This is a genomic window from Novosphingobium profundi, from assembly GCF_018491765.1.
Lineage (GTDB): Bacteria > Pseudomonadota > Alphaproteobacteria > Sphingomonadales > Sphingomonadaceae > Novosphingobium > Novosphingobium profundi.
Genome location: NZ_JABWCU010000023.1, coordinates 63,230 through 86,321 on the forward strand (window position 1 = coordinate 63,230; position 23,092 = coordinate 86,321).

Annotated in this window: 19 protein-coding genes and 1 pseudogene; 16 read left to right on the forward strand and 4 right to left on the reverse strand. The window is 64.8% G+C overall.

The window, feature by feature from the left end:
• Positions 1-62 precede the first annotated feature (62 nt).
• Both HT136_RS22415 and HT136_RS22420 read right to left on the reverse strand, forming a co-directional pair.
• Entirely contained in the window at positions 63-941 is an 879-nt protein-coding gene (locus HT136_RS22415) for an AAA family ATPase (RefSeq protein ID WP_084592359.1), read from the reverse strand.
• Entirely contained in the window at positions 868-2,268 is a 1,401-nt protein-coding gene (locus HT136_RS22420) for a Mu transposase C-terminal domain-containing protein (RefSeq protein ID WP_039396760.1), read from the reverse strand. The genes HT136_RS22415 and HT136_RS22420 overlap by 74 nt, the downstream gene beginning before the upstream one ends.
• Before the next feature lie 191 nt (positions 2,269-2,459).
• Between HT136_RS22420 and HT136_RS22425 the strand changes: the two genes are divergently transcribed.
• Positions 2,460-3,032, forward strand: a complete 573-nt coding sequence (locus tag HT136_RS22425; protein ID WP_021224432.1) for a recombinase family protein — start codon at positions 2,460-2,462, stop codon at positions 3,030-3,032.
• 289 nt (positions 3,033-3,321) lie between these two features.
• Positions 3,322-4,524 carry an aspartyl protease family protein gene (locus tag HT136_RS22430; protein WP_013039112.1) on the forward strand — a complete coding sequence of 401 codons (1,203 nt, stop codon included), beginning with the start codon at positions 3,322-3,324 and terminating at the stop codon, positions 4,522-4,524.
• Here HT136_RS22430 and HT136_RS22435 read toward each other — a convergent pair.
• Positions 4,518-4,934 carry a MerR family transcriptional regulator gene (locus HT136_RS22435; protein WP_004212867.1) on the reverse strand — a complete coding sequence of 139 codons (417 nt, stop codon included), beginning with the start codon at positions 4,932-4,934 and terminating at the stop codon, positions 4,518-4,520. The two genes, HT136_RS22430 and HT136_RS22435, sit on opposite strands and share 7 nt — an antisense overlap.
• Positions 4,935-5,012: 78 nt before the next feature.
• Between HT136_RS22435 and HT136_RS22440 the strand changes: the two genes are divergently transcribed.
• The 13 genes from HT136_RS22440 (at position 5,013) to HT136_RS22500 (ending at position 19,657) form a co-directional block, all read left to right on the forward strand.
• Positions 5,013-5,639: a cation efflux transmembrane domain-containing protein gene (locus HT136_RS22440; RefSeq protein WP_004212870.1), complete on the forward strand. Its 627-nt coding sequence runs from the start codon at positions 5,013-5,015 to the stop codon at positions 5,637-5,639.
• Positions 5,639-7,606, forward strand: a complete 1,968-nt coding sequence (locus tag HT136_RS22445) for a cytochrome c/FTR1 family iron permease (RefSeq protein WP_004212871.1) — start codon at positions 5,639-5,641, stop codon at positions 7,604-7,606. The genes HT136_RS22440 and HT136_RS22445 overlap by 1 nt, the downstream gene beginning before the upstream one ends.
• 73 nt (positions 7,607-7,679) lie before the next feature.
• Complete coding sequence (locus HT136_RS22450) at positions 7,680-7,976, forward strand: hypothetical protein (RefSeq protein WP_214202082.1); 297 nt, start codon at positions 7,680-7,682, stop codon at positions 7,974-7,976.
• Positions 7,977-8,036: 60 nt separating this feature from the next.
• On the forward strand, positions 8,037-9,314 hold the full coding sequence (locus tag HT136_RS22455) for a TolC family protein (protein WP_004212875.1): 1,278 nt from the start codon (positions 8,037-8,039) through the stop codon (positions 9,312-9,314).
• Entirely contained in the window at positions 9,314-10,492 is a 1,179-nt protein-coding gene (locus HT136_RS22460; RefSeq protein ID WP_039396764.1) for an efflux RND transporter periplasmic adaptor subunit, read from the forward strand. Before HT136_RS22455 ends, HT136_RS22460 begins: the two co-directional genes overlap by 1 nt.
• 3 nt (positions 10,493-10,495) lie before the next feature.
• On the forward strand, positions 10,496-13,741 hold the full coding sequence (locus HT136_RS22465) for an efflux RND transporter permease subunit (RefSeq protein ID WP_039396767.1): 3,246 nt from the start codon (positions 10,496-10,498) through the stop codon (positions 13,739-13,741).
• Between the two features lie 53 nt (positions 13,742-13,794).
• Positions 13,795-14,283, forward strand: a complete 489-nt coding sequence (locus HT136_RS22470) for an SRPBCC domain-containing protein (protein ID WP_039396771.1) — start codon at positions 13,795-13,797, stop codon at positions 14,281-14,283.
• The gene (locus HT136_RS22475) at positions 14,280-14,657 is read left to right on the forward strand and encodes a hypothetical protein (protein ID WP_039396774.1); all 378 of its coding nucleotides are present in this window, start codon (positions 14,280-14,282) and stop codon (positions 14,655-14,657) included. The genes HT136_RS22470 and HT136_RS22475 overlap by 4 nt, the downstream gene beginning before the upstream one ends.
• A 47-nt stretch (positions 14,658-14,704) precedes the next feature.
• Positions 14,705-15,118, forward strand: a complete 414-nt coding sequence (locus HT136_RS22480) for a hypothetical protein (protein WP_004212881.1) — start codon at positions 14,705-14,707, stop codon at positions 15,116-15,118.
• Positions 15,119-15,121: 3 nt separating this feature from the next.
• Positions 15,122-15,808: a ZIP family metal transporter gene (locus tag HT136_RS22485; protein ID WP_004212882.1), complete on the forward strand. Its 687-nt coding sequence runs from the start codon at positions 15,122-15,124 to the stop codon at positions 15,806-15,808.
• Entirely contained in the window at positions 15,805-16,413 is a 609-nt protein-coding gene (locus tag HT136_RS22490; protein ID WP_004212885.1) for a cation efflux transmembrane domain-containing protein, read from the forward strand. The genes HT136_RS22485 and HT136_RS22490 overlap by 4 nt, the downstream gene beginning before the upstream one ends.
• Positions 16,410-18,911: a heavy metal translocating P-type ATPase gene (locus HT136_RS22495; protein ID WP_004212886.1), complete on the forward strand. Its 2,502-nt coding sequence runs from the start codon at positions 16,410-16,412 to the stop codon at positions 18,909-18,911. Before HT136_RS22490 ends, HT136_RS22495 begins: the two co-directional genes overlap by 4 nt.
• Positions 18,908-19,657, forward strand: coding sequence for an HAD-IIB family hydrolase (locus tag HT136_RS22500; RefSeq protein WP_004212890.1), 750 nt, complete (start codon positions 18,908-18,910; stop codon positions 19,655-19,657). The genes HT136_RS22495 and HT136_RS22500 overlap by 4 nt, the downstream gene beginning before the upstream one ends.
• A 196-nt stretch (positions 19,658-19,853) precedes the next feature.
• Here the strand turns inward: HT136_RS22500 and HT136_RS22505 are convergent.
• Positions 19,854-22,709: pseudogene (locus HT136_RS22505) on the reverse strand (Tn3 family transposase).
• 40 nt (positions 22,710-22,749) lie between these two features.
• On the opposite strand from HT136_RS22505, the gene HT136_RS22510 reads away from it, so the two are divergent.
• On the forward strand, positions 22,750-23,092 hold a 343-nt coding region (locus HT136_RS22510; protein WP_214202083.1), incomplete at its 3' end, for an IS6 family transposase.

Below are 23,092 nucleotides of genomic sequence, written 5' to 3' on the forward strand. Positions count from 1 at the left end.
GTATGGATCTTATCCTGTGTAAACGCTCGCGCTAAATGGCGGCGTTCTGATCGCGCTATTTGTCAGTTGCCGGGTCCGATGACGAGGCAATCGCGCGCGGCCTGAACGATGTCAGCGGTGACCTCCTCGACGCGGTTGAGGGTCATGATCCGCCGCATCTGCGCGAACAGGCGCTCCATGAGCCGGAAGTTGCCGCGCGTGATGCGGATCACGGCTGCCTGCGCTTCGATCGCGTCGAGTTGGGCCGGGTCGAAGCTGATCCCGAAATCGCCGGCGTGGGTCGCGAGCAGCAGCCGCATTTCGGTCTCGGTAAGCGGTTTGAACTCGTGGACGAAGCCGATCCGCGAGTAGAGCTGGGCATAGCGGGCGAGGCGCTTCTCCAAGCCCGGCATACCCATCAGGATCAGCCCGAAGCCGTGGCGATCGGCCATGTCGCGGAGATGTTCGAGCGACTTTATGGTCAGGCGGTCGGCCTCGTCGACGATGACGAGGGGGCAGGCGATGCGGGCGGCGTCATGGGTGATTTCGTCCTGCGAGCCGCCCGCGACCGTCAGCCGGGCATAGCCCAGCTTAATGAGGTTGAGGCCCAACACCGCGTCGATCGTCTTGGGCGTGTTGCTGACCGACACGGTGTAGAAGACGGCGCGGCAGCGAGCGACCTTTTCGCCAAGGAGCGCGGCAATGGGACGGAGCGCGGCATATTCCCCCAGGTCGGGGAAGCTGGAAAACTCGCGCGCCGATCGCGTCTTTCCGACGCCCGGCCGGCCATGACACACGCCGATATAGCGGTAGTGCGCGCAGGCTTCGGCAAACTCGACGAACCGGGCATGTTCGCGGGTCGCCAGGAACGGCTGCTCGACCAGGAACTCAATCGTCAGCGGCGTAGAGCCGGAGCCCTCGGTAGGTGGTGGGCCGGAAAGCCGTATCCTCTTGGTCGCCATCGAAGGTCTCCGTGGGGGCAGGCACCTGCTTGTCGCGCTCCTTCGCGCCGCGCCGGGCGCGCTGGATCGCGCGCAACGACGGGTGCCCAGCGTGCTCGGAGCTGAGCGCACGGCAGACGAACCGGCCCTGGTGGTAGACGTGGATCTCGGTCAGGTCGCGGGGGTCATAGACCGCCTCGACCTGCTCGCCGACGAAGGCCGCGAGCGTGGGTTCGACATAGCGCCTGCCCATCAGACGGATGCCGTCGCGCAGCACTTTACGGGGCTTGGGCACGTGCACGAGCAGCATGTCGAGCTGTTCAAGGCTGTCGGGCATTGCGGGCAGGAACCCGCCCTTCTGCCAGCGCGTGATCGGCGGTTCGCCGGTGCTGCCATGCGGGCGACGATGATAGACGCCGCACACGAACGCCTCGAAGCGGGCGCGCAGCTCGTCGAGCGTGAGCACTGGCGCCGACAGCGGCTTGCCCGCGATCAGGTGGCCGGGCAGGTCGGGCAGGAACATGTCGTTGATGGTGCGGAACAGCCGCTCGATCTTGCCGCGCCCGCGAGGACGCCCCGGCAGCGAATGGATGAGGCGGATTTTGAGGGCGATGCACGCCTGCTCGATATGCTCGGAGATGAAATCCGAGCCGTTGTCGACGTAAAGCTGTTCGGGAATGCCGCTGACGATCCATTCGGGATTGGGCTTGCGCCAGATCGCCTGCCGCAAGGCGAGCGCCGTGTTGAGGGCACTGGGGGCATCGAGGCTGAGGAAGTAACCGGCGATGGCTCGGCTGTGATCGTCAACGATGACGGTCAGCCAAGGACGCACCGGGGTTCCGGCATCATCGAGCACGAGAATGTCGAGAACGGTATGATCGGCCTGCCACATCTCGTTCGAGGTCGCGGCTTCGCGCCGATGCACTAGCTCGTGCTGGTCGCGGTAGACGGCCGGATCGGAGGCTGCGGCGATCTGGCTTGCCGGTATCGCCCTGACGACACGCGCGACGGCCGCATAGCTGGGGGTTCGGTGTCCATGCGCGATGGCGAGTTCCTGCACCTTTCGGTGAATGGCGGCGACCGGGGGTCGCGGGCGCTTGGTGGCGAGAGTGCGGGTCAGTTCGACCAGATGTTCCGGCAGGTGCAGCCTGCCCCGATCGTTGCGCGGCAGACGCGCGAGACCGGCAAGTCCTTCGGCACGGTAGCGCCCGAGCCAGCGCTGCAACGTCCGCTCGCTCAGCGTGCCGGTGCGGGCGAGGTCCGCGAGCGGGATGCCATCGGCGAGGTGCGGTTCAAGGACGCGGTAGCGCTCGATCGCCAGCGGCGGGACAAGCGCCGGATGCGTCACCGCCGACGGTCCGTGTCGCAGGTAAGGAAAACGGAGATTTGCCTGCCCATCGCCATGCGAGTCCGCTCGCGTTGCCAAACCGGCCTGTTCGACGTAAATCTACCCGGTAAAGAAAACTAGGGCAACATAGACCTGCCGATGACGACTTTCTTCCCAAACCGCGCCCGATCGGGGCGCCACCGGCCCTACGCATGAAAATCGGTTACGCCCGCGTATCGACCGCCGAGCAGAACCTGGACCTCCAGCGTGATGCGCTGAAGGCTGCCGGCTGCGAGAAGGTCATCACCGACAAGGCCTCCGGGGCGACTGCCGCTCGCCCTGGATTGGAAAAGGTGAAGGAGCTGCTTCGCGCCGGCGACACACTGGTGGTCTGGCGCCTCGACAGGCTCGGCCGCTCGCTCCGTGATCTGATCGGATGGATGACCTACCTCGACGAGGAAAAGGTCGGGCTGCTGAGCCTGCACGAGGCGATCGACACGACCACCACGTCGGGCAAGCTTACCTTCCACCTGTTCGGGGCATTGGCGGAGTTCGAGCGCAACCTGATCCGCGAGCGGACCCAGGCCGGTCTCACCGCAGCCCGCGCTCGCGGCAAGAAGGGTGGCCGGCCGGCCGCACTCGGCAAGGAAAAGCGCGACCTGCCCGTCAGGCTCTACCACGAGAACACGATGCCGATCGCCAAGATTTGCTCGATGCTCGGCATCTCCAAGCCAAAACTCTACGCCTATGTGCGATCGGCCGAGACCAAGCCGGTAGCCGCGTAGCGACGCTCGCCGACAAATAGCGCGATCAGAATGCCGCCACTTAGCGCGAGCGTTTACACCGTTCGCGGTCCCGATCGGCCCAGCGTCCCCCGGAACCGTTCGTTATCGGGAAGGCATCTAAGCGGTCTGCACCATCCTTCATCTAAAGTTCTCCAAGCGCTTCTGAGGATTTTCGGGCGCACCAAAAGCACTTGCTCCTCCAGTGGCTGGAGCATGTAACCGCAATTTGCTCTCCTGCGGACGGGGGGCTGGAGGTGGCTTTTTGACGGCCCGTGTTGAAGCAATCGGTATGTCTCGACGCTCATTAGTGGCGCGGCTGGTGGCCTGTGGAACCGGCTTGGTGCTCGGTTCTCCAACGCTCGCGCGACAGACTTCCCGGTCTGCGGGCTCGTGGAACTTCGGTGCGGCTCACCTCGAATGGGAGCCGCTGGAAGTCGGCACGGGTGATACCCTCCTTGTTTCGGCACAAGTGCGCGGAGTGCCGGTGCGGGCGGTGCTCGACAGTGGCAGCGGCGCGTCGATCATGAGCACGGCGCTCGCGGCGAAGCTCGGCTTGAACGATGGTGAGCGGCGCATGATTAGCGGGCTGAGCGCCAAGGCCCCGGTGCTGCTGGTCCGCGACATCGACGTACAGCTCGCCCGCGAAACCCGTCGCTTACCCTTTGCCGTCGTTGGTGATCTGAGTTCAGTGTCGGCGGCCTTCGGACGACCGATCGATATCCTCCTCGGTGCCGATATGTTCACGGGTAGCTGCATCGCGCTCGATTTCGCGAAAAGGCGTATGGCGGTCGTCAAGTCAGGCACGTTTCTCGCCGGTCCCGACTGGCGCGCTGTCGCGCTCGGGCGCGGTGCCAAGCAGGAGCTGTTCATTCGAGCTTCCGTCTCGGGTTTGCCTCCCGTGCCCTTGATGATCGATCTTGGCAGCTCGGCCGCGCTGATGCTCTCGTCGGCCTATGCCCGCGATCAAGGGCTGTTGAACGGGAAGCTCGTCTCGACCGCGGCGATCGGCGGCGTCGATGGTGTGCGTATCAACGATGCTTTCACGATCCAGAACATCAACATCGAAGGGCTTGGCGTCTCGAACGTCCCCACACTCGGGATGAGAGCTTGGCTCTCCACCAGCACGGTTGGCAATGTCGGCCTACCGCTGATCGCTCAATTCGACGTGGTGTTCGACGTGACCGCCGGATTCGTGTGGCTCCGGCCACTCGGTCCTCGTCGTCGCCTGCCGATGCTGAAGGACCGTAGCGGCCTTGGCCTCGCAGCCTCACCAACGGCGCTCACCGTTGTTCATGTGGCGGCGAACAGTCCCGCGGAAAAGGCTGGCTGGGCGGTCGGCGACCGGATCGTGGCGGTGAACGGCCATTCGATCGATGCGAACTATACGCGTGGGGAGCTCTGGCAAGTGCGCTCCCGGCCTGCTGGCACCCTCGTAAAGCTGACGATGGCCTCGGGTGATGTGCGCGAGCTCAGGCTGGCCGATTATTATTGATCGGCTTGAGGGTGGCCTTTGCCGATCGCCTTCATGATCCGACAATCGGCCATGCGCGCCTTGGTGCAGCTCTGGCTGAGCATTGCCAACTCATCCCGCAACACCGCGAGTTGCGCCAGTCTCTCCTCCACATCCTTGAGGTGCTGAGCAGCGATAGCTGAGGCGGCACCACAATCCTGGTCCGGGTTCTGCGCCAGCCCCATCAACGAACGGATCTCGTCGACGGAGAAGCCAAGCCGGCGACCGTTGCGGATGAAGTGCAAACGCTCAATGTCACTGGCATCGTAGGTTCTGCGACCCGACGCCGTGCGAGGGGCGGATCGGAGCAACCCGATCGACTCATAAAAGCGGATCGTCGTCACCTTCGTCGAGGTCTCGCTGGCGAGCTGCCCAATCATCACCGGCTTCATCATGCCATCCTTGTTTATGCGAACGTGTCGCACATTTCGCTTGCTTCTACAGCGACTGGAGGTGGTAAGGAAGGCCGCATGAATGCTTCTACCGAAAGCTGCGGGTGCCACGGGGAGCCCGCGCGCGCGCAAACCGATCCGGCCTATCGCCGTGCGCTGCTGACCGTCGTGGTGCTCAACCTCGGCTTCGGAGTCGCCGAGCTGTTCGGCGGGTTCATCGCCGATAGCCAAGCGCTGAAAGCGGATTCCCTCGATTTTCTCGGGGACGGGTCGATCAGCCTTATCGGTCTTCTCGCGCTTGCCTGGTCCGCACGGGCGAGGGCAAAGGTCGCGCTGACGCAGGGGTTGTTTCTCGGTGCGCTTGGCGTGGGCGTAATCGGTTTCGCGATTTGGCGCGCCCTGAACGCAACCGCGCCCGATGCCGAACTGATGGGCACAATCGGCGTTGTCGCGCTCGCGATCAATGTCGTGTCCGCCTTGGTGCTTGCGCGTTTCCGGGAAGGGGACGCCAATGTTCGCGCGATCTGGCTGTTCAGCCGCAACGACGCGCTCGCCAACGTGGCGGTGATCGCCGCGGCCGGTCTGGTGGCGTGGACAGGAAGCGCCTGGCCGGACCTCGCCGTCGCCGGCCTCATCGCCCTCCTGTTCCTCCACTCCGCTTATGAAATCGTCACTGGCGCTCGGCGCGAATTGGGAGAGCGGTAGTGCGTCTGCTCGCGTTGATCCGGGCAATGCTCTCGTTGCGGCTGCTCTCCGCGCTCGCGGCGCTGCTGATCCCTGCTGCGGCAATCGCCGAACCCGGCGACGTGCAAACCGCATGGCGGCTGCTCGACTATATGGCCGTCGATTATGGCGGCGCGGTCGCCAACGGTCGGATCAAGAGCACGTCGGAATATGCCGAGATGACGGAGTTCGCCGCGTCGGTCTCGACACGGCTTCAGGGCCTGCCAGCGAAGCCGGAGCGTCAAGCCCTCATCCAGCGGGCTGCCAACCTCCAGGCGGTGATCGCGGAAAAGGGACCGACTGAACAGGTGGCAACATTGGCGCACGGGCTCGCGGCCGATCTGTTGCGCGCCTACCCGGTGCCGCTCGCGCCCGATAAGGCTCCGAACCTCGTCTCCAGCGATGCACTGTTCCGACAATCCTGCGCGTCCTGCCACGGGATGACGGGCAACGGCCGTGGCCCTGACGCCGCCAAGCTCGCTACGCCCCCGATTGCTTTCACCGATGCCGAGCGCGCGCGCCAGCGCAGCGTGTTCGCGCTCTATCAGGTGGTGACGCAAGGCATCGACGGGACCGCGATGCAGAGCTTCGCCGATCTGCCCAACGATCAGCGCTGGGCGTTAGCATTCCGAGCCGGGAGCTTCGCCTTCACGGATGCGCAGGCGCGCGAAGGCGAGCGGCTTTGGAAATCCGACCCGACCCTTCGCCGGCGAATTCCGGACCTGAAAACCCTGGTCGCGCTCACCCCGGCCGCGCTCGGCGCGGCGATCGGCGACGCCAAGGCTGACCCAGTGCTCGCGTTCCTGCGTCGTCATCCCGAACAGGTGATACAACAGGCTCCCGGCTCGCTCGCGGTCGCCCGCGCCAAACTCGCCGAAAGCGTGGCGGCTGCGCGGCGCGGCGATGCGCGCATGGCGAAAGAGCTGGCGCTGTCGGCCTATCTCGATGGGTTCGAGCCGATCGAGCCAACACTCACCGCGCGCGACGCGACGCTGATGGGTCGAATCGAGGGCGCGATGGGGGAGTTCCGCGCCTCGATCGACCGGGGCGCGTCGCCCGATGATCTCGCGGAGAAGGTCGCAGTACTGGGCGGCCTTTTCGACGATGCGGAAGCGGCGCTCGCGCCTGATGCCGCCACCGAAGCGTCCACGTTCCTGGGCGCGTTCACGATCCTGCTGCGTGAAGGGCTCGAAGCCCTGCTCATCGTTGTCGCCATGATCGCGTTCCTGCGTAAAGCCGAGCGCGGCGAGGCGCTGCGGTACGTGCATGGCGGCTGGGTCAGCGCGATCATCGCGGGCGGGATCACCTGGGCGGTCGCCACCTATGCGATCGGGATCAGCGGTGCGAGCCGGGAGCTGACGGAAGGGTTTGGCTCGCTGTTCGCCGCGGTCGTGCTGCTCTCGGTCGGGATTTGGATGCACGGCAAGGCGCAGGCCGATCAGTGGCAGCGCTATATTCGCGAGAAGATGTCGCGGGCGCTCTCGGGCGGGTCGGGCTGGTTCCTGTTCGGGCTGGCGTTCGTCGTAGTTTATCGCGAGGTCTTCGAGACGATCCTGTTCTATGCCGCGCTTTCGGCGCAAGGTGACAACGGGATGCTTCTCGCGGGGGCCGGGTCGGCGATTGGACTGCTCAGCCTGATCGCTTGGGCCATGCTTCGCTACAGTCGCAAGCTGCCGATCGCGCAGTTCTTCCGCTATAGCTCCTGGCTCATGGCGGTCCTGACCGTCGTGCTGGCGGGTAAAGGCGTCGCCGCGCTCCAGGAAGCCGGCCTTATCAACATCGCACCGCTCGCGGACGTGCCACGGCTGTCGATGCTCGGCGTGTTTCCCACTTGGCAATCGGTGCTGGCGCAACTCCTGATGGCGGTCGCCATTGCGGTCGGGTTCGCCTGGAACGGGCGCGACCGATCCCGCTCGGGTTCCGGCTCAGTGACCCTTGGTTCGAATTAGTGCAATGACATGAAAACCCTTCCGTGATAGAGGCAAGCTAGTGCGAGCCTTTTTGCCTTTCCTGACATGCCTGATGCTGGTCCTGACCAGCTTCTCCGGCATGGCCCATGCCGCCGATCTGGCGGGGGGAAGCATCGCGGGCGTTGAGTTCACGGTCCATACCGCCGGTGACATCGATCAGGTGCCATCGGACTCGGACAAGAATGTCCCGCATCATCACAATTATTGTCACGGACACGACGTCGACGCGCCTGCGCGCACGACGATGGAATATACCCCCGTCCTCACAGTGCCCAAGCCGACAATCTCCGCCTCTGCGTCGCTCGACGGCCGCACCGGCATGGTCCATTTGAGGCCCCCCCAAGCCTGACGTCCGATTTGGGCGTGCGTTGGCGCGCCCCTGTCGATCATCGTCAGGAGTCCTATTTTCATGAATCGTATCCTCGCGGCCATGCTGGCCGCAGCGTCTTGCGCCACGATGGCGCAGGCGCAGGTCGGACCGTCCGCGCCTGTTGCGCAGGATGCGCCGGTCTACACGCTTGACCAAGCGGTCAGTGCAGCGGGCGGTTCGGCCCCTGCTGCGGAAGCGGCGACAGCTGGAATCGACGCGGCCCGTGCAGGTCGCACAGTCGCCGGCTTGCGGCCCAATCCGGTGGTTCAAGGCCAAGTCGAGAATGTCATCGGCTCCGGGCCGTATCGGGGGGTCCGCAGCGCGGAAACCACGGTCGGCTTTGCGATCCCGATCGAGCTAGGCGGCAAGCGCGGCGCCCGCGTCGCGGTCGCCAATGCGCAATTGTCCCGGGCCGAGATCCAGGCCGCGATCATCGCGGCGGATGTCCGGCTTCAGGTAACGCAGCTCTATGTCGAAGCGGTCGCGGCCGATCGCCGGGTAATGACAGCCCGCGATCAGGCCCGGATCGCCAGCGATGCGCTGCGGGCCGCGAGCGTTCGCGTGCAGGCAGGGCGGGCATCGCCACTCGAGCAACAGCGCGCGGATGTCGCGCGTATCAATGCCGACGCCAATGTGGAGCGGCAGCTTCGCTTGGCCGAGGCGGCCCGCGCCAATCTGGCGCGTCGGATCGGACGGCCGATCGACGGCCTGCTCGATGACACGCTGCTCGATCGCCTTCCCGGTGTGAACGTCTATGGGCCGTTGGCACCGGTCAACACGACCGGCACACTCGCGCTGGCGGCAGCCAACGCGGATTTCTCCATTGCCGAAGCCGGCGTGCGGCTCGCGCGCGCCAATCGCGTGCCTGACCTGAACGTCGGGCCGTCGATCCGCCGCCTGGAAGCGACCAACGACATGGCGGCGGTGTTCAGCGTGTCGATCCCGATCCCGGTGTTCAACAATGGTCGCGCCGCGATTGCGCAGGCGACCGCGCAGCGGACCCAGGCGGATGCGCAGCGCCGCGTGACCGCGCTCGACATCGAACAGGCGATCACGGACGCGCAGGCGCAGGCGGCCAATGCCGCAACGACGGCTCGTGCGGCGTCGGGGCCGGCGCTGGCGGCTGCACAGGAGGCCGCCCGCATCGCGCGGATCGGCTATCGCGAGGGCAAGTTCGGCCAGCTCGAATTGCTCGATGCTGAACGCACGCTCGCCGAAACGCGGGTCGCCGCGATCGACGCGCTTGCCAATTACCAGAATGCCCGCGCGCAAGTGGAGCGACTGACCGCTCGTGCGCCCAATGGGGGGAATCAGTGATGAAGAGCTTTTATCTCGCGGGCGCGGCGTCGCTCGCCCTGCTCTTGGCTGCCTGCGGCGGCAAGGATGGCGGAAACGAGGCAACTGCCGAAGGCGCAGCTGCCAATGAGACGGCAGCGGGCACGGAAAAGGGCGGTGCTGAAGGCGGTCATGCCGGTGAAGGCGTCGTCACATTGGGTGCCGACCAGATCGCCACAGCGGGCGTCCAGGTCGGACGGCCGATCATCGGCGGGGCCGGGACGATCGAGCTGCCCGCGATCATCGAGGGCGACCCACAGGGAACGCAGGTCGTCTCGGCCGCAATTGCGGGACGCGTGGTCGCGCTCACCCGTAACCTCGGCCAATCGGTCGAACGCGGCCAGACCATTGCGGTCATCGAAAGCCGCGAGGCGGCGCAGATCAAGGGCGAGGTCGAGGCGGCGCGGGCGCGGCTTCAGCTCGCTAATTCGAACCTCGCGCGCGAACAGCGGCTGTTCGCGCAGAGAGTCTCCCCTGAACAGGATCTGATCGCCGCCCGCACAGCGGCGACGGAGGCGCGGATCGCCCTGACGCAGGCGCAGAGCATGGTTTCGGCGGCGGGTGTCGGCGGCGGCGGGCTCAACCGGCTCGGCATTGCCGCGCCGATCTCGGGCCAGATCATTGCGCGCCCCGTGACGCTGGGACAAACGGTCGCGGCGGATGCCGAACTCTATCGCATCGCCAACCTGAGCCAGGTGTCGATCGCGCTTAATCTCAAGCCCGAGGATGCGGGCCGGGTGCGTCCCGGCAATACGGTGCTGGTGAAGGCGGCAGGCCGTCAGGCGACCGCCCGCGTGACCTTCGTGTCGCCGGCGCTTGATCCGCAGACGCGGCTCGTGCCTGCGCTCGCCACCCTCGACAATCGCGGTGGCGAATGGCGGGTCGGCGAGCCTGTGACGGCAGCCGTGCAGCTCACGGGCAGCGGCGGGAGCGGGGCGGTCCGCGTGCCGACGACGGCGGTCCAGAGTTTCGAGGGCAAGTCGGTCGTGTTCGTGCGCACGCCCACCGGCTTCAAGGCGACCCCGGTCCAGCTCGGCGATGCGTCGGGCGACACGGTGATCGTCCGGTCGGGCCTGACCGGCAACGAACAGATCGCCACCACCGGAAGTTTCACGCTCAAGGCCGAGATCGGCAAGGGCGAAGCGAGCCACGAGGATTAAGCCATGATCGCCCGTATCGTAACCTGGGCGGTCGAGAAGCGCTGGCTAGTCCTGCTCCTCACCGTCATCGTCGCCGCCATCGGCGCCTTTTCCCTCTACCGGCTACCGATCGACGCGGTGCCGGACATCACCAACAATCAGGTCCAGATCAACGTCCGCGCGCCTGCCCTCTCGCCCGAGCTGGTCGAGAAGCAGGTGTCGTTTCCAATCGAAACCGCGCTCGCCGGCACCCCCGGCCTGGAATATACGCGCTCGTTGAGCCGCAACGGCTTCGCGCAGATCACGGCGGTCTTTTCGGACGCGACGGACATCTATTTCGCCCGCCAGCAGGTGGGCGAGCGTCTGCGGGGCGTGCAAGAGAATCTGCCCGACGGCGTGAACCCTGAAATGGGTCCGATCGCGACAGGCCTGGGCGAGGTGTACATGTACACCGTTCGTCTCGATCATCGCGAGGACGACAAGCACAAGCCCGGTGAACCGGGCCAACAGCCCGATGGCAGCTACATCACGCCAGAGGGCGAGCGACTGACGACCGAAGAGGACAAGGCGACCTACCTGCGCACCGCGCAGGACTGGATCGTGACGCCGCTTCTGAAGACCACACCGGGCCTCGCCGGTGTCGACTCGATTGGCGGTTACGCCAAGCAGTTCCTCGTCGTGCCCGACGTGCAGAAGCTGGCCTCGCTCGGCATCACGCTGACGGACCTGGGAAATGCGCTGGAGCGCAATAACACCAGCGTCGGCGGTGGCTTCGTCAATCGCAATGGCGAAGGTCTGGCTGTTCGCTCGGATGCGCTCGTTCGCAATGCCAGCGAGTTGGCCAGGACCGTGATCGCGACACGTAACGGCGTGCCGATCACGGTCGAACAAGTTGCGACTGTGAAGACGGGTCAGGCGATCCGCATGGGTTCGGCATCGGAGAACGGTACCGAAGTCGTCGTCGGCACGGCGATCATGCGGATCGGCGAGAACAGCCGCATCGTGTCGACCGCGGTCGCTGAGAAACTGAAGACGATCAACGCTTCGCTGCCTCCTGACGTCGTAATTCAGCCGGTGCTGAACCGCACCGAGCTGGTCAATTCGACGATCAAGACGGTCGCGAAAAACCTGTCCGAAGGCGCGGTGCTGGTCATCGTCGTGCTCTTCCTGCTGCTCGGCAACTTCCGTGCGGCCCTGATCGCGGCGTTGGTCATCCCGATCACCATGATGCTGACAGGCTTTGGTATGCTGCGCGCTGGGGTCTCGGCCAATCTGATGAGCCTTGGGGCTTTGGACTTCGGTCTGATCGTCGACGGCGCCGTCATCATTGTCGAAAACGCGCTGCGCCGGCTTGCCGAGCAACAGCATCATGAAGGCCGATTGCTCAGCGTCAAGGAACGGCTCGCGACCGTGGCAGCCGCTGCGCGTGAGATGATCCGTCCCTCTGTGTACGGGCAGGCAATCATCATCCTCGTCTACGTACCGCTGCTCACGCTGACCGGCGTGGAGGGTAAAACGTTCGGACCGATGGCGCTGACCGTCATCATCGCGCTCGCCTTCGCCTTCATCCTCTCTCTCACCTTCGTGCCGGCGATGATTGCGATCTGGCTGTCGAAGAAGGTCGAGGAGAAGGACGGCCGCATCATCACGTGGCTGAAGAAGCGCTACGAACCCGGTCTCGACCGGGCCATGAAGCGCCCGGCGCTGACGATCGGTGCGGGCGTGGGAAGCCTTGTGGTGGCGGCGCTTGCTTTCACTACGCTCGGCTCGGTGTTCCTGCCGCAGCTCGACGAAGGCGATTTGCTGATCCAGTCGCTCCGCATTCCGGCAACGTCGGTCCAGCAGAGCCAGGCGATGCAGGTGCCGATCGAGCGGATGATGTCGAAGCAGCCGGAGGTGCAATTCGTCTATTCCAAGACGGGCACCGCCGAGCTGGCGGCCGACCCGATGCCGCCGAACGCGACCGACATGTTCGTCATCCTGAAGCCGCGCAAGGATTGGCCGGATCCTGAGCTTCCCAAGGAGGAGCTGGTCAGCCGGATCGAGGGTAATCTCGCGAAGATTCCGGGAAATGCCTACGAGATCACCCAGCCCATCCAGATGCGCTTCAACGAGCTGATCGCCGGCGTGCGCGGCGACATCGCGGTGAAGGTGTTCGGGGACGACTTCAACCAGATGAACCGGACGGCCGAGCAAATCGCGGCGGTGCTGCGCAGAACGCAAGGCGCAGCGGACGTGAAGGTGGAGCAGACGACCGGTCTTCCCATGCTCGACATTCGCGTCAACCGCGACGCGATGGCGCGGTTGGGCGTTACGGCTCAGGATGTGCAGGACACCGTGACTGCGACGATCGGCGGGCGAACATCGGGCCAGATCTTCGAGGGCGACCGTCGCTTCCCCGTGGTGATCCGCCTGTCGGAGGCGCAGCGTGCCGACATCGGCCTGCTCCAACAGGTGCAGGTGCCGGTGGCAGGCGGCGGCTATGTACCGCTGTCCAGCGTCGCCGAGATCAAGGTGGTCGATGGTCCGAACCAGATCAGCCGCGAGAACGGCAAGCGGCGCGTGGTGGTGCAAGCCAACGTGCGTGGCCGCGACGTCGGATCCGTCGTGGCGGATGCGCAGGCGGCGATCGGCAGCCAACTCCGGCTGCCTGCCGGCACCTATCTCGAATGGGGCGGCCAGTTCGAGAACCTCCAATCGGCAAGCGAACGGCTGAAGCTGGTCATTCCGGCTTGCTTCATCTTGATCCTGCTGCTCCTCTACGGGGCGTTGGGATCGGTCCGCGACGCCGCGATCGTGTTCACCGGCGTGCCTTTCGCGCTGGTGGGCGGCGTCCTGTTGCTGTTCCTGCGGGGCATGGACTTCTCGATCTCGGCGGCAGTGGGCTTCATCGCCCTCTCGGGCATCGCGGTCCTCAACGGCCTCGTCATGGTCAGCTCGATCCAAGATCTGATCCGATCAGGGATGAGCCGCGAGGAAGCCGCGCATGTTGGCGCGATGCAGCGTCTGCGACCCGTCATCATGACCGCGCTAGTCGCCAGCCTCGGCTTCGTGCCGATGGCGCTGGGCGAAGGCGCCGGCGCAGAGGTTCAAAAGCCTTTGGCGACGGTCGTCATCGGCGGTCTGATCTCGGCGACGCTTCTTACGCTGTTCGTGCTGCCGACACTCTATGCCCGGTTCGGGCAGAAAGTGATCGAGAAACCCGAGCACTACAATGAGGAGCATGAAGGGGACGACCACGGTCAGACCTTCGTGAACAACTTGGCCTGATGGATGGGCGGGGCGATCCGCGATCGCCCCGCCCATCTCTGGGAGATGGGGATATGCCTCGCACCATAACCAGCTCGATGCTTCACGGCGGGCCACTGCGCATCTGGTCGGCACTCACCGATCCGGATCATCGCCGGGCGTGGAGTCCGCTCGTATTTCTCGATGATCCGTCCCGGCTCGGCGACACAGAATGCACCTTTGCGATCCAGGGCATCACCCGGCCAATTCGGACGCCAGCACGGATTGATCGATTCGATAAACCGCACGCCTTCGCTTGGTCCTGCGGCATCCCCTATCTGTTCACGCTCGAAGAGCGGTACGAGCTGGCGGGGGACGATGGCGGCACCAGGCTAACGCATAGCTGCACGCTGCGCGGGGCGCTCTCCCTGCCGTTCGCGGCGATGATGTTGCGCCGCCTGCGATCCCTGATGGTCGAATCTGACGATCGCCTCGCAACCTATCTCCGCTGGCGGGTAGGTCAGCCTGCCCGGGCTATCAATCGTCAGCGCGTCCCCTTCCGCTACAGGAGGAAGGCGGGATGATGATGCACTGTAAGCGGGTGCTGCCCGCCGTCATCCTCGTTGTCGGACTCGCGGCGTGCTCGGAAAGAAAGCCGCCAGCCCCGCCAACGGAGCAGCAGTTCCATTCGTCCGACAGCGCCGTGGCGACCGGGGAAATGGGGCGGCATAGATATCGCTGTTCCGACGGGGAACCGCTGTTCGTCGATTACAAGGACAACGGCCTGCAGATCGATTTGCGGCGCTCCAACGGGGGACCGCCGATGATGCTGACCGCGCCAGCGCAGGGCCTGCAATATGTCGGCGAAACAGCCACCGCGACCTTCAAGGGGTCGCAGCTCACCATCGTGGAAGGCGATGGCCGTACCCGGATCTGCGAGCGGGAAGGCACGCGATGAACTGCCCTGCCTTCGAACGCCACAGGGCGCTTCGTCGGAAGAGACCGATGTCTGACACGTCGATTTCAAATGTGACAACCTTGTGCGGCCTGAATCGGGCCGGTCTGGCGATCGCGCGCCTCGGCGTCGTTCTCGTCTCCGGGGCGGTTATAGGGGCGTGTAATCCAGCGCCGACCCAGCCTACCGAGCCGGCGCATGAAAAGCATCTGACGTCGAAACTAATCGCGCAGCGCATCATGTACTGCGACGACGGCACACGCGCCGATGTCGACTTCATCGATGACGGCTTGAAAATGGCCGTCACCTGGCTGCCGAAGGGCAGGACCGAGATCCTGCGCGCACAGCGAACCGGTGACGAGTTTCGCGGCGACCATTCGCGGGCTGTCGTGGCGGGCGGATCGATCGCGTTCACGCGACGCGGGAAGATCCGCGTCTGCCACCGAACCCCGGAGGAGTCCTAGGAAATGCAGGCACTGCTCTATACGCTTGCGCCTGTGCTGGCGGTCGTGCTCGGCGCGATTGTCGCGAGCCGCACCAAGTTGAAACCTGGCCTCGTGGCGGGCCTACAGCATCTCGCTGCCGGCGTCGTGTTCGCGGCGGCAGCGACCGAAATCCTGCCGCAGGTCAAGCATGAGGCATCGCCCAGCGCGACGTTGATCGGCGGGGCGGCGGGCGTCGCGACCATGCTGGGGCTCAAGGCTCTTGAGGCCCGCTTCAAGGGGCCGATGGCGCTACTCGCCGCGATCGGCATCGACATTCTGGTCGACGGCCTGGTGCTCGGCCTCGCTTTCGTGGCGGGCGAGAAGGCAGGTCTCCTGCTGACGATCGCGCTCACTCTGGAAGTGTTATTTCTGGGACTGACGCTGACCGACGAGCTGGCGGAAACCTATCGCTCGCGCTTGCGCATCATCGTGATCGTCTCGGCATTGGCCCTGCTGCTGCCGATCGGCGCGCTCGCTGCCGTGCCGGTCGCCGCGCTGTCGCCGGTGATGATCGCCGGCTTCCTCAGCTTCGGGCTGATGGCGCTGCTCTACCTCGTCACGGAGGAGTTGCTGGTCGAGGCGCACGAGAAACCCGACACCCCGCTCATCAGCTCGATGTTTTTCGTCGGCTTCCTGGCCCTGCTGACACTTGAGGAGATGATGGGATGATCCCGGGCAACGACAACAATGGCGGGCAGGAGCGCCGCACACTGTGGATCGTCCTGCTGCTGAACGCGGCGATCGCTGCGGGCTTCTTCGTTTCCGGCTTCTTCGCGGACTCGAGCGCGCTGATCGCCAACGGCGTCGACAACCTGTCCGATACGGCTGTGTATGCGCTGAGCCTTGTGGCGCTCACCCGGGGCCAGACATGGAAGACACGCGCCGCGGTCGCTTCGGGCGTCATGCTGCTGATCTTCGCGGGCGGCATCTTGATCGATGTCGGACGGCGCTACGTGCAGGGCAGCGAGCCCATCGGACCTACCATGATGGTCATGTCCGCGATCGCCGGCGTCGTGAATTACCTCTGCCTGCGGCTGCTCCAGCGCCTCAAGGATCCGGACGTCAATCTCCGGGCCGCAACCACCTTCAGCTTCAACGACTTCATTTCCAACGGCGGCATCCTGATCGCCGGCGTGCTGGTGCTGTGGTTGGGTACCAATTGGCCGGACCTGCTGGTCGGCTTCGCCACCGCCATCATCGCCATCAAGGGCGGTGTCGAAATCCTGCGCGACGCGCGCGCCGAAACCAAGAAAAGCGAAAGGAGGTCGTCATGAACGACAAGCTCGAACTCGACATTCCAGTGTTGTTGCCGGACCTTCCTGACGCGGCCGATGCCTGCCTGGACCGTCTCGTATCAACCCTGTCAAAGCGCGAAGGTGTCGAGCGGGCGCATGTGATCTGTCTCGACGGCAACACGCCAGCGGCGCTGTGCATCCATTTCGATGCCGCCAAGCTGCCGCTGCCACGGTTGCGCGAAATGGTGCGCGCCGCAGGTGCCGAAATCACCGAGCGCTACGGCCATGCGATCTGGCAGGTGACGGGGATCAACCACGAACGTCGGGCGCGCACGGTCAGCGATGCGCTGTGCGCCTTGCCCGGCGTGGTCCAGGCAAGCGCCAGCACCAGCGGGTCTGTCCGGGTCGAATATGATCGCCGCGAAACCACCGAAGAGGAGGTGCGCGCTGCGCTTCGCAAGCTGAAGGTGAGGGTGGGCAAGCGGGTCGCTGCCGATGAACATGCCGGCCACGACCACGGCCCCGGGGGCCACGGCGCGGGCGAAGAGAAGCACGGCCCCGGCGATGGCCACGACCATAGCCACGCCGAATTTCTCGGCCCCAATACCGAGCTGATCTTCGCGCTCGCCTGTGGCGCGCTGCTGGGGATCGGCTACGCGATCGAGAGGCTGGTCGCTGGCGCGCCCGAATGGCTGCCGACCGCCTGCTATATCGCAGCCTATTTCTTCGGCGGATTCTTCACGCTGCGCGAGGCGATCGACAACCTCCGGATGAAGAAGTTCGAGATCGACACGCTGATGTTGGTCGCTGCGGCCGGCGCCGCTGCGCTGGGCGCATGGGCCGAAGGTGCGCTGCTGCTGTTCCTGTTCAGCCTCGGCCATGCGCTTGAGCATTATGCAATGGGCCGCGCCAAGAAGGCGATCGAGGCGCTGGCGAAGCTCGCGCCCGAAACCGCGACCGTGCGACGCGGCGGGCAGACCAGCGAAATCCCGGTCGAGCAGATGGTCGTCGGGGACATTGCCATCGTCCGCCCGAACGAGCGCCTGCCTGCCGACGGCTTCGTCATCAAGGGCACCAGCGCGATCAACCAGGCCCCGGTCACGGGTGAAAGCATCCCGGTCGACAAGGTGCCGGTCGCAGATGCCGCAGCGGCACGCGCCAAGCCCGATGCAGTCGACGCGGAAAGCCGGGTTTTTGCTGGTACGATCAACGGCGGCGGCGCGATCGAGATCGAGGTGACACGCCGTTCCAATGAAAGCGCGCTTGCCAAGGTCGTGAAGATGGTGAGCGAAGCGGAGACGCAGAAGTCGCCGACGCAGCGCTTCACCGACCGGTTCGAACGGATCTTCGTGCCCGCCGTCCTGGTCCTGTCAGTGCTCCTGCTGTTCGCATGGGTGGTCGTCGACGAGCCGTTCCGCGACAGCTTCTATCGCGCGATGGCGGTGCTGGTGGCGGCAAGCCCGTGCGCGCTCGCGATCGCAACGCCGAGCGCGGTCCTGTCGGGCGTTGCCCGTGCAGCGCGGGGCGGCGTGCTCGTGAAGGGCGGTGCACCGCTCGAAAACCTCGGGTCGCTCAAAGCGATCGCTTTCGACAAGACGGGCACGCTGACCGAAGGTCGTCCGCGCATCACTGATGTCGTGCCCGTCGATGGCGCCGATGAAGGCGAGTTGCTGGCGCTGGCTGTCGCCGTCGAAGCGTTGAGCGACCATCCCCTGGCCCAAGCGATCGTCAAGGACGGCCGCGAACGTCTGAACGATCGTGCCGTGCCGACTGCCGGCGACCTCAAGAGCCTGACCGGTCGGGGCGTCACCGCGAGCGTGGATGGCGAGACGGTGTGGATCGGCAAGGCCGAGATGTTCGGAAGTGAGGGCATTCCGGCGCTGGGGCAGGGCGCGCAGGACGCAATCGCGAAGCTGCGCGAGAACGGCCGCACGACAATGGTGGTCCGCAAGGGGGACCGCGACCTGGGCGCGATCGGCCTGATGGACACGCCTCGCGAAGCTGCCAAGACCGCGTTGCGTCGGCTGCACGAGATGGGCGTGTCGCGGATGATAATGATCTCCGGCGATCACCAGAAAGTCGCCGAAGCGATCGCCGACGAAGTCGGGATCGACGAAGCGTGGGGCGACCTCATGCCCGAAGACAAGGTTGCCGCGATCAAGAAGCTCGCCGGCGAAGACAAGGTCGCGATGGTGGGCGACGGCGTGAACGATGCGCCGGCGATGGCAAGCGCCACGGTCGGCATCGCGATGGGCGCGGCGGGGTCGGACGTTGCGCTGGAGACAGCCGACGTGGCGCTGATGGCCGACGATCTGGCGCACCTGCCATTCGCAGTCGGTCTTAGCCGCCATACCCGTGGAATCATCCGGCAGAACGTCTTCGTCAGCCTGGGTGTCGTCGCCTTCCTGGTGCCTGCTACCATCCTCGGCCTCGGCATTGGGCCAGCGGTGGCGGTTCATGAGGGATCGACGCTGCTCGTCGTCATCAATGCGCTCAGGCTGCTCGCCTACCGCGATCCGGCAGGGAAGGCGGCATGAAGTGGCTGATCGCCTTCGACCTCGACGGCACGCTTGCCGAGAGCAAGCGGCCGTTATCGGAGGATATGGCCGCAATCCTCGCCCGATTGCTCGCCATCACGGATGTGGCGGTGATCTCGGGCGGGGACTGGCCGCAGTTCGAAAAGCAGATCGCCTCGCGCCTTCCTGCCGGCGTCGCGCTCGACCGTCTCTGGTTGATGCCGACCACAGGCACGAAACTCTATCGGTTCATCAATGGCGCTTGGCGCGCGGTCTATGCCGAACTGTTCGACGACGCGGAGAAGGCGAAGATCCGCACGGCCTTCGATCAGGCGCTGACCGATGCCGGTCTCGCCGACGAACGTATCTGGGGCGAACGGATCGAGGACCGGGGCAGCCAGATCACCTTTTCGGGCCTGGGGCAGGCAGCGCCGCTGAAGGAAAAGGAAGCGTGGGATCCTGACCGAAAGAAGAGGACCGCGTTGCAGGCCACGTTGCGCGCGAAGCTGCCGGAGCTCTCGATCAATCTCGGTGGCACGACATCGATCGACGTGACCAGAGCAGGGATCGACAAGGGCTATGGCCTGAAGCGCCTGAGTGCCGAGAGCGGTGTCCCGCTCGACGGGATGCTGTTCATTGGGGATGCGATATTCCCCGGTGGGAATGACTATCCCGCTGCTGAAATCGGCCTCGACACAGTGAGGGTGCGCGACGTCGCGGAAACCACCGCCGTCGTGACCGCCATCATCGCGTGTCTGCACCGATAGGATCAAGATACATGGTCGGCTCCATCGCGGAATGCCGCATTGTCAAAGCTCTGGCTTCTGTCGCTTAGGGCAGCGCTTCCTAAAACGAAAAGAAGGCAATGTGCGCGTCTCCGCGAACAAAGCCTCCAGCGATCAATCTAAGAGATTCCGCCGCGCTTCTCAATCGTAGGGGGCGTTTGCGGGAGGGGGCGGAATCCTACGCTAAGGATTTGGGCCAGCGATATTCCCCGGTTAGATTGATGTGTTCCCATCCCAACGGCGAGACGTGGGCGAGTAGATCAGGCGCGATATGGGTACCGCTGGCGGCCCGGGTATTGACGACCTCGCCGAGCTTCATGGTGTTCCAGAATATGATGATGGCGGCGAGCAGGTTCATTCCGGCGATGCGATAGTGCTGGCCTTCGCCGGATCGATCCCGGATTTCACCTCGGCGGTGGAAGCTGATGGCGCGCTTTAGGGCGTGGTGGGCCTCACCCTTGTTGAGGCCGATCTGAGCCTGGCGCTGGAGGCCGGCATCAAGAATCCAGTCGATCATGAACAGGGTTCGCTCGATGCGGCCCACCTCTCGCAATGCGAGGGCCAGCTCATTCTGGCGCGGGTAAGAGGCGAGCTTGCGAAGAATCTGGCTGGGGGCGACGATCCCCGCTGCGATCGTCGCCATGATGCGCAGGATGTCGGGCCAGTTGCGCTCGATGAGCGGTTCATTGATCTTACCTCCGACCAGCGCTCGCACATTGGCCGGCGTCGCGTTGGGCGTGAAGGCATAGAGTCTTTTCTGAGGGAGATCGCGGATACGGGGGGCGAACCTGTAGCCGAGCAAGGCGCAGGCGGCGAACACATGATCGGTGAAGCCGCCCGTGTCGGCAAAATGCTGGCGAACGCGGCGGCCCGCGTCATTCATGAGCAGCCCGTCCAGGATATAGGGAGCCTCGCTGACCGTTGCCGGGATCACCTGGGTTGCGAACGGCGCATATTGATCGGACACATGGCTGTATCCCTTGAGGCCCGGGACGTTGCCATATTTCGCGTTGATCAGATTCATCGCCTCGCCCTGCTCGGTAGCAAGGAAGAACTGCCCGTCGCTGGATGCCGATTGCCCTTGTCCTCAGAAGGCGGCCATGGGCAGGGCGGCGTGGGCCTCCACGATCATGGCGAGCGCCCGATCATAGGCGCTGCCTTCGACATGCCAGCGCGCGATCCGCAGCAATTCCCAGAAGCTGTGCGTGTTGGTCGCCGCCGCCATCTTGCGCAAACCGAGATTGACGCCTTCCGCCAGCAACACGTTCATCAGGCCGATCCGGTCGCTGCAGGGCGCGCCGGTGCGCAGATGCGTGAACGCCTCGGAAAATCCGGTTCGCTCATCGACTTCCAGCAACAGATCGGTGATCCTCGCGGGCGGGAGCTGTTGATAGAGATCGAGCACGAGATCCTCGGCCCCTTCGGGCGTGTCGGCCCTCAGCTTGTCGATGTGCAGCTTGCCGTTCTCGATGATGCCGCCTGGGATCGTGCCGGTTCGCGCCGCGCGGCCAAACTCCTTCAGCCGTGTATCCAGTCGAGCCCTGCGCTCGGCCAGCCATTCGCCGGGTCGCAGCGGCACGGCGAGCCGCGCGGTCTGCTCTATCGCCTGTGGCGGGACCAGAAGCTGCTTGAGGTCGCCATAGCGGCGCGATCCCGCCAACCATATGTCACCGGACCGGAAGGCGTCGCGGATGTGGAACAGCACCGCGATTTCCCAAAGCCGGTGGTCGCCGCTGGGCTCAGCGCGAAGATGACGATGCCATTTCGAGTTGGGACGTAGAAAATCCACCGGCGGATCGACCTTGATCCCGTTACGCAGCATCGCAACGGCCGCCAGAAGAGGCGTGGCGATCGGCGCCGCCTGCATGTCGAGCAGGCGCAGCATCCTGGGCGCGTAGAGGCGGAAACGGTGATAGCCGTCCAGCACACGGCTGAGCGGGTCGGCCGCGAGCACGTTGGTCAGCGCGGAGGCCGTGGCGACAAGGGTTCTGAACCGTTCCCAGCCAGGCCCGGTGGCGATTATCCCGTCCAGGGCCGTGCCATCGTCCTGCGCTCCAAGCAAAGCACCACCGATTTCGGCAAAGGACTTCAGCGTGTCCCGAACGGCCGCCTTTTCGTCGGCGATCCTGGTGTTGCAAAGGCGTTCGGAGGCCCGATAGAGACGGCCTACGATGCGATCGTGGGTCTCCACGATGACATCGGCCAGCGATGACCGCCATTCCAGGGTGCAGACAGCGAGGATCGCAAGCCGCCTGTCTTCGGGCAGATCACGCATGCCGTCGGCGTAATAGCGCTCGCCCTGCCGGCGAAGCCGGGTCACACGATGCGCCGGCACGCCGTCCAGCAAATCCGCCGGAAGATCGAACCTTTGAAGATATTCCAGTCGATCCATCAGCCGGTTAGCGGCTGCTGAATTTGCGCCAACCTCGAACTGTCGCAGCCATACGAAGCGCGTGACGCGACCATCCACCGTATCCTCCAACAGGTGAGCCAAATTCTCGCTCAGGGTTGGCGTGATGCGATGGGCGATAAGATCCTCGATCCGGCGCTCGGCCTCAACCAGCGCATCGGCGCAAAGGCGCTCGATCGTCGAGGAGCCGGGAAGGATCGTGCGGGTGCGGCGACACTCCGCAACGAAGCGACGGGCAAGATCCTCATTCGATGTCGCCGCCTCGGCTTCCCGAGCGATCCATTCGCGCAAATCCCGTGCGCCCCGCCCCGAAAAGGAGCGATAGCCGTAGATTCGGCGAAGGTCCGCCAGATGCTCGTGCCGGGTCTCCTCGCGCGCGGCATAGAGGAGTAGATCGTCGCTGGTCAGACCGAGCTGGGCCGCGACGAAATCCGATACCTGCGCCGGGATCAACTCGCCAGGAGCGAGCACCCGGCCCGGGTAGCGCAGGACGCACAGTTGCAGCGCGAAGCCAAAACGATTGTGGGCGCGCCGGCGCTGGCGGATATGCCCGAGATCCTCATCGCTGAGGGTATAGTGCCGCAGCAGCTCACCTTGATGGCTCTGTTGCAAACTCTGGCGCAGTGGCCAAGATTGGGCTGCTGGATTGGCAGGATCGGTTGCGATGAACGATTTCAAGGGGCGGCACTTCACCGGAGAGGTCATCCTATGGGCGGTGCGCTGGTATTGTCGATACGGCATCAGCTATCGTGATCTCGCGGAAATGCTGGCTGAGCGTGGGATCGATGTCGATCATACGACTATCTATCGTTGGGTGCAGCGCTACGCGCCGGAGATGGAGAAACGACTCCGCTGGTTCTGGCGGCGTGGTTTTGATCTGAGCTGGCGCCTCGATGAGACTTACGTCAAGGTGCGGGGCAAATGGACCTACCTGTATCGGGCGGTCGACAAGCGGGGCGACACGATTGATTTCTACCTGTCACCGACTCGCAGCGCCAAGTCTGCGA

Bases quoted from the DNA above. Each gene is read 5' to 3' on its own strand.
- HT136_RS22415 (WP_084592359.1), bottom strand. From the start codon at position 941: ATGGCGACCAAGAGGATACGGCTTTCCGGCCCACCACCTACCGAGGGC.
- HT136_RS22425 (WP_021224432.1), top strand. From the start codon at position 2,460: ATGAAAATCGGTTACGCCCGCGTATCGACCGCCGAGCAGAACCTGGAC.
- HT136_RS22430 (WP_013039112.1), top strand. From the start codon at position 3,322: ATGTCTCGACGCTCATTAGTGGCGCGGCTGGTGGCCTGTGGAACCGGC.
- HT136_RS22435 (WP_004212867.1), bottom strand. From the start codon at position 4,934: ATGAAGCCGGTGATGATTGGGCAGCTCGCCAGCGAGACCTCGACGAAG.
- HT136_RS22440 (WP_004212870.1), top strand. From the start codon at position 5,013: ATGAATGCTTCTACCGAAAGCTGCGGGTGCCACGGGGAGCCCGCGCGC.
- HT136_RS22450 (WP_214202082.1), top strand. From the start codon at position 7,680: ATGCTGGTCCTGACCAGCTTCTCCGGCATGGCCCATGCCGCCGATCTG.
- HT136_RS22455 (WP_004212875.1), top strand. From the start codon at position 8,037: ATGAATCGTATCCTCGCGGCCATGCTGGCCGCAGCGTCTTGCGCCACG.
- HT136_RS22460 (WP_039396764.1), top strand. From the start codon at position 9,314: ATGAAGAGCTTTTATCTCGCGGGCGCGGCGTCGCTCGCCCTGCTCTTG.
- HT136_RS22465 (WP_039396767.1), top strand. From the start codon at position 10,496: ATGATCGCCCGTATCGTAACCTGGGCGGTCGAGAAGCGCTGGCTAGTC.
- HT136_RS22470 (WP_039396771.1), top strand. From the start codon at position 13,795: ATGCCTCGCACCATAACCAGCTCGATGCTTCACGGCGGGCCACTGCGC.
- HT136_RS22475 (WP_039396774.1), top strand. From the start codon at position 14,280: ATGATGATGCACTGTAAGCGGGTGCTGCCCGCCGTCATCCTCGTTGTC.
- HT136_RS22480 (WP_004212881.1), top strand. From the start codon at position 14,705: ATGTCTGACACGTCGATTTCAAATGTGACAACCTTGTGCGGCCTGAAT.
- HT136_RS22485 (WP_004212882.1), top strand. From the start codon at position 15,122: ATGCAGGCACTGCTCTATACGCTTGCGCCTGTGCTGGCGGTCGTGCTC.
- HT136_RS22490 (WP_004212885.1), top strand. From the start codon at position 15,805: ATGATCCCGGGCAACGACAACAATGGCGGGCAGGAGCGCCGCACACTG.
- HT136_RS22495 (WP_004212886.1), top strand. From the start codon at position 16,410: ATGAACGACAAGCTCGAACTCGACATTCCAGTGTTGTTGCCGGACCTT.
- HT136_RS22500 (WP_004212890.1), top strand. From the start codon at position 18,908: ATGAAGTGGCTGATCGCCTTCGACCTCGACGGCACGCTTGCCGAGAGC.